Raw genomic sequence first — 13,353 nt, forward strand, 5'->3', positions numbered from 1 at the left:
ATATTGTACAACTTTCAAATTTACAATATAGATTTTCATTCATTTATCAAGAGGGATAACTTTTTACTGCTACGAAAATAAGTTTTAAAGTATTGATGTTTTGCAACCTTCTGTGACGTCAAATTACTTGCTTCTTTCAAGTTATAGCTTCTAATTGAAAAAGAACCAAACCCCCTGATTTCAATTCTATTATGATATTTCAACGTGTTTGAAAACACTCGAAAGAAACTATCAACTATGTCTGCTATAATGACCTTATCTAACAAAAGGTGTTTTTTTGCCACTTTTGCTATTATATCAGATTTTGTTGCCATTTATATGAAGCACAAGAAGTTATTTGGCAGATAATATTATATTATATTTTTCAACACCTACTACTTCAACTTGTATTTTTTCTGATATAGAAAACTTTTTATTTTCTGGTAAATGCTCTTGATCTACTAAAAGGGTTACATTGTTCTCAACCTCAACGATTAGACCATTTTCCTCTCTCTTACTTACAGTAACCTGAATTTTATCCCCTACTTTAACTTTCTCTATCAGTTCTTCAAGAGGATCATACTCTATTTGCTTTACTCCAAGATAAATTCTTGTCCGATCTACGTTAGCCCTTATCACTTTTGCTTCTATTTCATCACCTACATTATACTTTTTTATCTCATCTGAATTGTTTTTCGACCAACTTAGATTTTGCATATAAATTGTTCCTTCTACGTCCTCAGATATCTCAGAATTATCAAAAGTCACAGATATTTGCGAACCATTGTTGCTTTTAACTTTACCAGAAACAATAGAACCAAGAGGATATTTATCAATAAATACTTGCCAAGGATTCTCTACGCACCTTTTTGTGCTTAAACTCATCTTATTTTTAATAATGTCAATACCGAGAATTTTTACATCCACTTCTTGTCCTATTGTTACAAAACTACTGATTGGTAAATTACTCTTGCTCCAAGTTATTTCTGATGAGTGTACCAAACCCGCAATCCCAGGTTTAATCTCAACAATGAATCCACAATCTTTTATACCCGTTACACATCCTTTGTGTACGCTATTAATTGGACATTTTGACTCTAGATCTTGCCAAGGATTATCTCCTAATTGTTTTACACCAAGGGAGATTTTTCCATTTTCTCTATCTATTTTTATAATTTTAGTTTTTATATGCTGACCACAAGAAAAAATTGCAGATGGATGACTTACATTACTCCAAGAGATATCTGTAATATGTAGCAGTCCATCTATAACTCCCACTGTATCTGATTCATGAATGCCAACAAATGCACCGTAGTGAGTGATGCTTTTTATTTTGCCTTCTACTACATCACCTTCATTTAAAGATTCTAAAAACTTAATTTTTTCACCAGCATGCAAGTTCTCTAATACCAGCTTTCTTGATACTACAATATTCCCCTGCTTCTTATCCATTTTAAGCACGATGAATTTTTGTTCAGTTTCAATAAGGTGATTAGCATCTTTTATTTGCTTCAAATCCACATGACTCAGCGGTAAAAACGCACTTATTCCATCACCAAGATCAACAATAAAACCGCATTTAATTGAGCGTTTAATGATTCCTGTTACTTCATCTTTTGTAACTGCGCTTTCTTCCAATTTATTCCATTTTTCGTCTCTGATTGCTTTCTCACGACTAAGAACAACATTACCATGGTAATCTTCAATTCTTTCAACATAAACTCTAATTTTCGAGCCAACAGTGATATCATCATTACAACTGAGCTCCTTAATCAGAATTCTTCCGTCTGACTTTAAACCAACATCAACCACAATATCATTAGAATTTCTTCTTGTGATTATACCTTCTACCACATCTCCTTCTTTGATTTTGTTAGCAAAAGAATCTTCACAAAAGTCATTGTCTTGATTATCAAATTGATCTTGAAATATCTCTTCTATGAATCTATTTGATGATAGCCTCTTGATAGCAACTGTACTTTCCATACCTTTTAATTTTAACTTCATTAGAACTCATATATTATATAATATTAATAATTAGTGACAAGTAAATTCTCATTAATTCATTTCGAGAATTGTTTAAGCTATAAAAGATTAAGTTATGTAAGATATGTTATCTAGGAATAATAATTGGATTAGGTCATTTTCCAGAAGATCTAGGTTGAAGTTGAATGTTTTGGAGAAGTATTCTATTAAAAACAGCAAGGAATCTATAAAAAAGATCGTAGACTTACAAAAAAGAATACGAGTAGAAATAGGTTTCGGTAATGGTAAAAATATGCTCCATCAGGCATTCAATGAATCTGATCTATTATTTATAGGATGTGAGCCTTATTTAAAGGGGGTCTCTTCCTTGCTAAAAAGCATAGAAGCACACAGCATAAAAAATATTTTAATATGGACAGAAGATGCAAGAGAATTAATTGTCAATTTTCCTGACCACAGTGTTGAAAAATTCTTTATTCTCTTTCCAGATCCATGGCCAAAAAGAAGTCACAACAAAAGACGGTTAATTAATACGGAATTTTTAAATTTATTAGCAAAAAAAATACTTGTCACAGGTGAAATATTTATTGCAACTGATCATCAGGATTATGCAGAGTGGATAGAGTTACATATAAAGCAGTGTAATTTTTTAACCTATAAGGAAGATAGTTTTGCAAATTATACCCCAACAAAATACCACAGAAAAGCGCTAGAATATCAGCGTAAAATAAAGTTTTTTAAAGTAAATGTTATATCTAAACTGACTTAGATTTACCTCTGCTTGTTAGTACAGATGTGTACATGACACTCTATAGTGCAAGTAGCCTACCATATACTGGGAATAACAGTTTACTGAATTCTTTAATCTCACAAATAGAAAGATCAATAAACTTGATAAACATCAACATTATCAGCCAGCATTGCTTTTGCAACTTCAATTCTACCTTTTTTATGATCGGTTTGGATAATTTTATAACCTATAGCATTTTGTCTAGCAACCAATCTGGTGCTTCTCTACCTTTTTCCCACTTAGCAAATCTCATCTTTTCTTTTAGGTAATATTCTCTATATGCTTCTATTGGGTTACTACATTTATATCGATTAGGTAACGCTTGTGTAAAAGCTTGTATATCAGCTGATCGAAATATTAGCAAATCCTTGTTATTATCGCACCAATCTATAACTTCTTCGGATTTATGCGTTCTTTTGTATCGCAAGCTATATTCTATACACAATTCTTTTCCATGTTTTATTAACCAATCAAAGTTTCCTTTTGATTGTCTAGCCCATAAAGAACAAGGATGGTTTTTGTGAGTAAGTTTATATGGAACTTCTATATTCTGGTTTGTAATGCTGACTAAAGGATTTGGCTCTTTTAATGCTATTGAAAAAACACTGCTAAGCAATTGAGCAGTTTCTAGCGGCATTTTTACTATGTGCTTATCGCATAACATTTGTGCTGCAGTTACAGGATTTTCGTCTAATATAAAGATATTCATCTAAGCACCCAGAGATAGAATTTTTGCGTAGTATTTATTTCAATAAACCCTAAAATATCATTCAGAAAATGGATAAGTTAAATAAGCTCAGTTAAAAAAATTATACACAATTCCGAGGAACCTTTTCAAGCTACAATGAATGTATAGCTACCACTCTAGCAATATTATTTCTCACCCACTGAAGATATTGCACGGTACTGTCTACTTGATCGTCGTGACGGATTTCTGGAAACATTAAAATCTCATACTCAAAGTCGCTAAGCCATACTGCTTGGTTAGGGAGAAAAACCCGCTCAGATTCTATAATTGGGACAATTCGGTGAAATCGAGTTAATTTGTCATCATGTGGTACTATTTGAATAATAGGTAAATCACTGTTTTTCCTGAGCTCCTGAACCAATTGCTGACCGCTTGCTTTTGCTTCGATTAAAATTGCGTGTGGCTTCCACCTTGCAGCCAGCGACAGAACTTTCTCTTTAAGTTTTGGATATTCAAGTTTTGCGCGATATACATCGAGTAAATAGAATGTATTATCTACTTTTGTCCAGGTAGTGCAGACACTAAAGTCACTTGTATTGTTTGTTGAAATTGCAGTATCCCAACTTTGTGTTACATGCAAGAGGCTATCAGGAAAATTTTTATAGCGCTTCAACCACTCTCGTTTAATTATAGCACTTGAAAGTGGTAGAGGGTTTTGTTGGTATTGAGCAGCAAAACCATAACTCCCAAGTTCAGCTTTTATCATCTCAATTTCTTCTTTTCCTTCAGTTAGGGAATACAACAATTGACCTTCTTTTCTTGAGTATATTTCCTGTTCATGCTCTGGAATATGATTATTAACTGAATAAATAATCTCCTTATCTTCAGCTATTATTGGTAAACAGACATGATGCCATATGTTTCTTGGTTTACAGAGGAGGTGACCAGTTAAATCTTCTAAATGGAGTCTGTGCATCACAAGAACGATAACTCCTTTTTTTCTGTCGTTGAGCCTGGTTACTAAAGCCTGATCAAACCAGTTTGCAGCACGCTTTCTAAATGTTTCGCTCAAAGCTTGTGCGGGACTTAGTGGATCATCCACGATAATGAAATCTCCACCTTCACCGGTTAATGTTCCCTCAACTGATGTTGCAATCCTACATCCTCTTTGCACTGTTTGAAATTTATATTTAGTGTTTTGATCTTTGCATAATTCTACTTTCGGAAATAGCTCTCTATACCAATCAGATTGCATTATGCACCTTGTATCGAGTGAGTGCTTTTCGCTAAGCAACCGAGAATAACTTGCAACTATTATTCTTGCAGTTGGCTGATTTCCAAGTATCCATGCGGGCCATGCAACACTTACACAAATGGACTTCATTGAACGCGGCGGCATATTGAATATTATTCTTCTTGCTTCACCAGCGCTTGCTGCTTCAAGCCTGTCTGCTATGATTTTTATATATTGATAATCATTATACTCACACCCCGGCACTACCGTTTGAAAGCATAATTCAATGAATTTGAGAAGGTTTATATTGTTCATAAAATTAAGGTTTGTTGATTTTTTTAAGATTTTGTTGTATAATTAAACCAGCATAGTGAGAGTTAAAATATGAAAGAAATAAGAGAGCAAACTGAGAGAGAATTTATAAAAACTCAAAACGGGATGAAAATAGAGACAATTACGCTTCTTGGTAAAAATCAAAACAATAATCAAGGTGAAAAACATCTGATATACTTTATTGGTGGAAATAGAGCGTTAAGCCCTGGTAAAGATTATTCCCCAAATTGGAATTGGGCCACAGAGCAAGGGATAACTGTACATCTTTTTAATTATCTTGGACTTGGTTTAAGTAAAAATAACTCATTGATACGTAGCAATAGAGTTAAATCTGGTGTAGCAGTTGTAACTAACTTATTGGAAAAAGGTATAAAGCCAGATGATATCATATTGTTTGGAGACTGCCTAGGTGGACATGTGGCTGCAGAGGTTCATAAAAATTTTAAGGGTAAGGATATACATTTAAGATGTATCGTTAGCAATGCCGCTAGTTCACTTAAACAAGCGTCTCTTTATTACTTTGGTTTTATGGCAAAATTAAAAATTTTTCTTGCTCCGATAATCAAATTGGTACTAAAGATTTTTGGCTGCCACTGGAAGACATATAAAATCGTAAATTCAATTACTCCTTATACAATGTACTTTAATCGAGAGGGAGATAAAACGATAAAACAGCCAGCGCAACTTGCAACAGAAATAGAAAAAATAGATCAAAGCGGTAGAAGAAAAGATTACCAAAAAAAAGAAGTATTTGAAGGATTTGAGGAATATGAAGAATTTTTCAAGCAGCATATAATATTAAGAAAAAATGATGAGTGTATTGATTCGAAAAAAGCTGATAAAGATATACATAAATTGCCAATTACGTGTTTAAAGTCTTCCAACAAAACTGATTACACTTTTCCTGAGTTGATTAGTTTATATATTTATATTACAGATGAATATTTTTCTAAATATGGCTCATTAAATAATGAAGAGAAGATTAAAGCATTTAAAGAAAGTAAATTTTATAAAGATTTTTCAAGCTGCAAAAATCCAAAGGACTTTTTGCATAATTACATGAAGAAGCAAGAGCATCCTTCGATGTCATTTCAGCATGTGACAATAGAATCTGAGGAAAAAAAGACCTTTCTTAACAAGTCAAAGAAGGCTAGTTGCTCTTAACTTGACGCGTATGCTTTCTTCAATATTTTAGCCATCTGTATCTGTTCAGATGCATGCAAATATTGAAACCAGTGTTTCTTTTCTTATCATCCGAGTACTGGGATCCAGAAGAATTAATTGTGAACAAATAGCTATACGATATTTTCAATAAAATTACAAAAAAGCTGGATTCCACACTGGAATGACACCGTCATAAACTGCTAGAGGTCTTCATAATGTCATTCCAGTCCTCATAGTGTTTATCCCGGCCTTCATAATTTCATCCCAGTGTCCTCTTTCTCTTGTCATCCCAGTACTTGATACTGGGATCCAGATGCATGGCTAATGCTGAAACCAATACTCCCTTTTCTTGTCATACGAGTACTGGGACCCAGAAGACTCAGGTAATAAGAACTAGATTCCAGCGCTACGCGCTGGAATGACACCGTCATAAACTGCTAGGTCTTCATAATGTCATCCCAGTACTGGGATCCAACTAAATTGGTGAACACTTTACAGCATTTTTGATGGAAAGAACTAGATGCCAGTGTCAAGCACTGACCCATTTTTTCCTTAAGTTTTTGCAGCTTGTGTTCTATTACAAAACCACTGTGGTACTAACGAGTGGCAAAATGATAGCAAGTTTTAAATTTTATTTTCAATAACGAAATTTGGCACATCTTGCTACACTTCCAGTTTTTATTGTACAAAAGGGGCTTCTGTCGTCTGTGTCTGACATGAAGCTAATGTTATTCTCCCTCTTCCTTGTACTGGATTTAGCTTGTGAAACGCGTGGTTGAAATCTTCCTTACTCACTACCTTGGACTTTCTTTCAAGAGCAGCGTATATTTTTGCTTCATTAACTAATTGTTCTAACTCAGCTCCAGAATAGCCTTCTGTTTTTTTTGCAATATCTTGAATATTTAGCCTTCCATCAGTTTTTGTATTTTTGGTATAAAGCTCCAATATCTTTTGTCTCGTTTCCACATTTGGATTAGGTATATGAACCCTTTGACCTAAGCGTCCAGGCCTAATAAGTGCTGGATCTATCTCATTGACCAGGTTAGTTGCACCAATTACTATTATATCTTTTCTGCTCTTAAATTCATCTATTTCAGTTAGTAACTGTGTTAAGCTCTCTCGACAGTTGTAAGCTGAGTTATTAGCGGTACTTCTTTTTTGGGCAACTGCATCTATTTCATCTATGAATACTATACAAGGAGAATATTTTCTCGCTACTTTAAAAAGCTCGCGTACAGCATGTGCACCATGACCAATATATACTCCAATAAGTTCTGGACCTGAGATACTTATAAAATTCATATTGGATTCACCTGCAATTGCGCGGGCGATAAGTGTTTTACCATTTCCAGGAGGGCCGTGCAGTATATAACCTTTTAGTGAGTTAATACTTTCACTTCCAAACATCTCACGCATTTCTTCTGTCATTTGGTTACAGCAAATAATCTGCAATCGTTGTTTTAAGGAATCGTCAATTATAACATTAGCAAATGTTGTTTTATTATCTGAATTAGCTAATTCTATTTCTATAGGCAGCTCTACTTCCTTCATTTTACTAAATATTTGATCATATATAAACCAAGCGATAAAAAAGAAAACAGTGAGTAACACAAAAGGCATAGCTTCGCTAATATAATGTGTAGCCAGCTCATATCCTTTACTGAGAAACATTGTATGCATATAGGCAAACAAAAGAGCAATAGAGACCATAATTGCTATGCATAGTAAACAGATAGCAATTCTTTTGAGTAATTCTGAGATTTCAATTTTTTTCATCTTACTGTCTTATATCGATTTTAAACTGAGAACAATTTTATTTAGATTAAATACTAAAAAAATATACCCTTACACTTCTTTGAATTCTACTAAATTCACTTTTAAAAAGCAATTATAATATACTTTGTGCGTGGTTAAGATAGCTCTGGAATAGTATAAAGAACTATGTCATCATTGAAGAGAAACTCATCTGTTGCTGTGTACTCTTTATTAATTTTATAAGAATCATAAACATCGTAATCTGCTTTTGTATGGTAATCACAATATTGAAACTTACCCTCTTTATTGAAAGAGCCAAATTGATCAATTAATGTAGCCATTTTCTTACCTTTTCCACTTTTTGTTAATTCAAATACATCAGCTGGGCAGTGGCCTGAAGAATCTTGATTAGTAGTTCCTTTCACAATAAAAAACGATGGTTTATCGTTAAGTAACTTGCAGAAATCTGGCTTATATTCCTTTTTCATACAGTTTAAACTTATATATTGATATTTATTTGGAACATTTGAGTATTGAGAATCGTACTTTTTATGTTCAAAAAACTTATTACCTAAGAAATTACAAAACGTTAATTTATAATCATCATTATTACTAGACTTAACGACTTTAAGGTAATGAAAGTCTCTAGGAATTTTTATCTCTTCTTCTGTAACGTGATTATGTATGACCAATTGGTCATCAAGCATGCAGTAACCTATTTTCGGTAAAGTAGCTACGAGCTTACCGTTTAACATGATATCTGCTTGATAGATATTATCCGATAACTTCTCTCCTTGCTGCAAAGTAAAATTCTGCTCTGCCTTAGCTGGTGCACTGCATTGCTCAGTTTTAGTTAAGTTTTTTATTATTGTTGATATCTCACTAATTTCTAATATATCATGTTCATTTTTTGTGTATTGATACTTATAGCAACTACCATCTTCACATACTGGAAGACATTTTCCTTCTTCATCTGATATATAGATATAATCACCTTCTATTGTAAAATAAAGTCCACCTTTTTCTTCTTGAATTTTTTGTAGTACTGGGTCATTTTCATCGTTAAAATTGATAAAATTGAGTACTCCAGTTATATCTCTACCAGACAATTTGAGGCCAAAGTTAGGACTATCTTTTATGTTGTAAAGCGAAATCAAGATAGGTTTTGATTCAAGCTTTTCTATAATATTGTTTCTATTTGTACTTATTATAGCTTCTTGTTCTACAATAAGATCCTCTTTAATAGAGTTTCCACTTTCATCAGATCTTTCTGCCTGCAGGGGTAAGTTTCCTTCATATAAAGATATTTTATCTCCCTGCTTCTTTAACTTTAAACCATTAATATCCTCTACTTTAATTGTACCAATATGTGAATGGATAACCTTACTATTTTTGTTTAATATATAATATTCAGCAGGAAGTTTAATCAATTTTTTATAGAGCGGGTTTTTATCCTCTATTTTAAATATATGTTTTTCCATGATATTACCTTAAATAACCGACAACTTGCTGATTAATAGCACTGAGGCTACTAGGAGGAGAGACATAACTCATAAAACTCCTTGGCTGCTCATTATTTGCCACTATTTTTTCAGTATTAACGAAAGCTCTTTGCTGCTCATTGTCTTTTAATCTTTTTTCCATATGATCTTTAAAAGTAAACAAACATTTACTAGTTTGTTTGTAATTAGGGAGTGATTTTTTTGCAGTTATACACAAGAACTTCAACAACTCATTATGATTTTCATCATTAAGTAATGACTTATTGATAATGGTTGACTGCAGTTCCACTGGATCAAAATTTAGACTTTTCTTTGAAATGCCACATTTCACAGCTGTTGCTCCCAATACTTCTTCAAATTTTGTTACAACATCTGCTGCATCTATTATTTTTGCCACTTCCTGTATTTCATTTTTTACTTTATATTCGTCCTGTCCTACCGCAGGGTAAAAGAAATTTATTACTTGAGATATAAATGAAGTTGGTCTGCTTGCTCCGCTCGTCACTGATGATTTTTTAGTTTCCCTCCTTCTTCTGTGTGCACTACAAACTTGATCTGCAGGATTTGTTGTACAAAACATATCTCTTACGCTACTATGCAATGCTTCCGCATTTTCTGCGGATTGAAGTGCTTGATCAGCAGAATCTTCAGCTTCTCCTGTAAGATTCACTGTTTGATTGTGTAGTATTTTAACCTTATCTTCCGTATCTTTAGCTTGTTTGGCAAAACCTTCTGAAGCATTTTTAGCTGCCTCTGCTGCTTTTTTAGCATCCAGAGTTTCATTTTTTGCTTTTCTTATCTCACGTAAAAACTGATCAGCTAATGTAGCACCTATTCCATCTTCTCCCTTGGAACCTGGCAATCCATTCGCACCTGGTTCTCCTTTTTCACCTTTAGAACCTATCTCTCCTTTCTCACCCATATCACCTTTTATTCCCATGGCTCCGTCTAATCCTTTAGGACCAATATCTCCCTTTGTTCCATTTATACCTGGCTCACCCTTGTTGCCTGTAAGACCTTGTGTACCATTGAAGCCCCTCAGACCTGGCTCTCCTTTTGAACCTGGCAACCCATCTGATCCTTTAGGACCTTCTGGACCTTGCAACCCATTCGCACCTGGTTCTCCTTTTTCACCTTTAGAACCTATCTCTCCTTTCTCACCCATATCACCTTTTATTCCCATAGCTCCGTCTAATCCTTTAGGACCAATATCTCCTTTTAATCCGTCTATACCGGGCTCACCCTTGTTACCTGTAAGACCTTGCGTACCATTGAAGCCCCTCAGACCTGGCTCTCCCTTAGGACCTTCTGGACCTTGCAATCCATTTGCACCTGGAGCTCCGATCTCTCCTTTCTCACCCATATCACCTTTTATTCCCATGGCTCCGTCTAATCCTTTAGGACCAATATCTCCCTTTGTTCCATTTATACCTGGCTCACCTTTTATGCCTGGCTCTCCCTTAGGACCTTGTGCACCTGGCAATCCATCTGTTCCAGTATCTCCTTTATCACCTTTAGAACCAGTATCTCCTTTGGGACCTTTTATCTTTCCTGGATTTTGTCTCAACTCTTCTGCTATTCCTTCACGTAAGACTGGATCATTTACCAGCACTTTTTTATCTTGATCATCTTTTGCTTCTAGTACTGCTCTTCCTAATTCACCTACTTTTTGAGTGTCAAAGAACTGATGAACAATATTTTCAACTATTGTTTTTGCTGCATTCACATCGCCTTTTAATTTGGCATACTCAAGCAAATACTCAACTAATTTTTCCTTGTCTATTTCTTGCTTCACGATTTCTAGAGCCTTTGGCTGCTTATTTAAATCACTATGAAGCAGAAGATACTTAGCAAGTGCCCAATCGCTCACCTTACCTTTTATAAGATTGTGAGCTTCTATCTCGCTCATACTGCTTCTATCAACAAGTAGTTTAGCAAGCTTTTCTGCAAATTTTTCATATTTTTGGAAGGCTATAGGATCGGGATTATTTTTCTTTGTGGCATCGCTTGTTATCTTACTCACAGTATCTTTTATAATGTTTTTTGCTTCCTCTAAAGAAAGTTTACTTACTACTCCTTCAGTAAGTTTTGCTACATCAATTTTATTCACAAGTTCCTGCGAATTAAGATTAATTTTACCGGCAATCTGAGTTGCAAGATTTTCACCTTTGATACCATTTGCGTTAAGAACTGCTTCTCCTAGCTCAGCTTTTTTACTGGTAACTAATTCAGTTGCAATTTCTATAGCACTTGAGGCATCTCCCTTCTCACCTTTTGAGCCAGTATCTCCTTTAGAACCTTCTGGACCAGGAAAACCTCGGTCACCCTCATTACCTTTGGAACCTTGTTCGCCCTTTAACCCCCGTTCACCGTTACGACCTGGTTCGCCCTTTTGGCCTGGAGGACCTTGTACGCCTTTAACTAACGCTTTTAAAGAATCTTCTCGCTTTACACGCTCACCAAAAAAATGTGCTATTCTTTCTGAAAATCCCATGGAATTAAGCTTATCTTCTTCCATTATAGCTGCTGCTAAAGGATATAGATGGGCTCTGTTAGAAGAAAATTCGGTAACAACTTGATTAATACTTGGAGTTATTCCATTAGTGCCTTGATTTCCTTTTTCTCCTTTAGGTCCTTGATCGCCTTTTGATCCATGCGCACCTGACGATCCAGTATCTCCCTTGTTACCTTGAGGACCAGGCGCTCCATCGAAGCCTCTATCACCTTTTTGTCCCCTTTCACCTGGCTCACCTTTAGGACCTTGTACACCAGTACGTTCTAATCTTTCAATTTTGCGTTTTAAAAGTTTAATTTCTGTTTCTAAATTTATATGTTCTTGAATATTCACATCAACCTCCAAAAAGTTATCAAAATTTTCTAAGTTATAATAATAAGGATATGGACCTGGTCTATTGTCGTGCTCATACCCAAAAGAATTAGGGTTAAAATTATAAAAATTTTTGCATGTGCTATTTTCATACGATATGCAACCAACATAATTATTGCCTAACTTTTTTACTGCGAAATAGGTATCTTGTGCTTTCAAGCTCTCCATTTCATGAAAAGGGAATAACTCGAATGTATTGCTTATACGAGTAAATGCTGAATTGATATCATTCAATATGCCAACTTTTCTACCAATTGAATCATATACCTGAGCGCTCCTATATAATTTGTATATATTTCTTGATTCTTTAAACAAATAGTCTCCTATTTTTATTTCGAGTCTTTTATCAGGTGAACTTTTAAGATCTTCCAAAATAAAACTGACATTTTTGCTACTAATTATGTCTTTTGGATCTATTAAAACTTTCCTGTTTTCTAGCCGTTCATAATAAATACTACAGCTTTCACGATTATATGTGTTAACATAGAAACCATATGTGTAATTCTGAGGTATAAGATCAATAGTAGCGATGATATTAGCTTTGCCATCATAGTAATAATAATAAGGTTTATCAGAGGTAGTAACTAAAGCGAATTTGTAATCATTTCCTACCCTTTCTAGCTTTAATTGTGGCCATTCAGATAAGTCGTTTAGTATACTTGCCACGTCATGCTTCAAATCCCAAATGTGAAAACTCAGATCAATATTGCTGTCGATGATAATGTAAGATACACTAGGCAGGCTAAATGTTGTTTTGTTATTTAATCTTATTTGTGCAGGTATCCTACGACCAGTTCTATTATTACAATCTTTTTGTAGGATACCTTCCTTTTCTAGTTTAAAACGCATCTCCACCTCCCTTTGCGATTAGATATAATTAATTTATGGGTATTAATTATTGATTAATAATGATGATCAGTAAATATAATTATATTTTACACTAATTTAATTATAAATTAACTTGTGAAAGAAAGTTATTTTTTTACAACTGAGCGTAAAAATGCTTTATATTATCGAATTTCTTACCACTCCAGC

At 34.2% G+C, this 13,353-nt stretch carries 9 protein-coding genes; 2 read left to right on the top strand and 7 right to left on the bottom strand.

Annotation, left to right across the window (positions count from 1 at the left end; translation table 11 throughout):
• Positions 1–35: 35 nt before the first annotated feature.
• Positions 36–314 carry an HU family DNA-binding protein gene (locus OM967_RS06395; RefSeq protein WP_211907712.1) on the bottom strand — a complete coding sequence of 93 codons (279 nt, stop codon included), beginning with the start codon at positions 312–314 and terminating at the stop codon, positions 36–38.
• A gap of 19 nt (positions 315–333) precedes the next feature.
• Complete coding sequence (locus OM967_RS06400; protein WP_264337808.1) at positions 334–1,986, bottom strand: 30S ribosomal protein S1; 1,653 nt, start codon at positions 1,984–1,986, stop codon at positions 334–336.
• Positions 1,987–2,089: 103 nt separating this feature from the next.
• On the opposite strand from OM967_RS06400, the gene trmB reads away from it, so the two are divergent.
• Complete coding sequence (gene trmB / locus OM967_RS06405; protein ID WP_211907714.1) at positions 2,090–2,734, top strand: tRNA (guanosine(46)-N7)-methyltransferase TrmB; 645 nt, start codon at positions 2,090–2,092, stop codon at positions 2,732–2,734.
• 208 nt (positions 2,735–2,942) lie between these two features.
• Here the strand turns inward: trmB and OM967_RS06410 are convergent, their stop codons facing one another.
• Together OM967_RS06410 and terL are read right to left on the bottom strand one after the other, a co-directional pair.
• Positions 2,943–3,464: a pyrimidine dimer DNA glycosylase/endonuclease V gene (locus OM967_RS06410; protein WP_211907715.1), complete on the bottom strand. Its 522-nt coding sequence runs from the start codon at positions 3,462–3,464 to the stop codon at positions 2,943–2,945.
• Positions 3,465–3,594: 130 nt separating this feature from the next.
• On the bottom strand, positions 3,595–4,992 hold the full coding sequence (gene terL / locus OM967_RS06415) for a phage terminase large subunit (RefSeq protein WP_264337809.1): 1,398 nt from the start codon (positions 4,990–4,992) through the stop codon (positions 3,595–3,597).
• Positions 4,993–5,061: 69 nt separating this feature from the next.
• Here terL and OM967_RS06420 point away from each other — a divergent pair, with 69 nt between their 5' ends.
• A complete protein-coding gene (locus OM967_RS06420) occupies positions 5,062–6,174 on the top strand; it encodes an alpha/beta hydrolase (protein ID WP_264337810.1) in 1,113 nt (370 codons plus the stop codon).
• Positions 6,175–6,852: 678 nt separating this feature from the next.
• Here OM967_RS06420 and OM967_RS06425 read toward each other — a convergent pair.
• The 3 genes from OM967_RS06425 to OM967_RS06435 form a co-directional block, all read right to left on the bottom strand.
• Positions 6,853–7,950, bottom strand: coding sequence for an AAA family ATPase (locus tag OM967_RS06425; protein ID WP_264337811.1), 1,098 nt, complete (start codon positions 7,948–7,950; stop codon positions 6,853–6,855).
• Between the two features lie 134 nt (positions 7,951–8,084).
• Positions 8,085–9,410 (bottom strand): hypothetical protein, encoded by a 1,326-nt coding sequence (locus OM967_RS06430; protein WP_211907719.1) that lies wholly within the window; start codon positions 9,408–9,410, stop codon positions 8,085–8,087.
• A 4-nt stretch (positions 9,411–9,414) separates the two neighbouring features.
• Positions 9,415–13,167 (bottom strand): collagen-like protein, encoded by a 3,753-nt coding sequence (locus OM967_RS06435; RefSeq protein ID WP_264337812.1) that lies wholly within the window; start codon positions 13,165–13,167, stop codon positions 9,415–9,417.
• Between the last annotated feature and the right edge of the window lie 186 nt (positions 13,168–13,353).

Source organism: Wolbachia endosymbiont (group B) of Dolichovespula media, assembly GCF_947179505.1.
GTDB lineage: Bacteria > Pseudomonadota > Alphaproteobacteria > Rickettsiales > Anaplasmataceae > Wolbachia.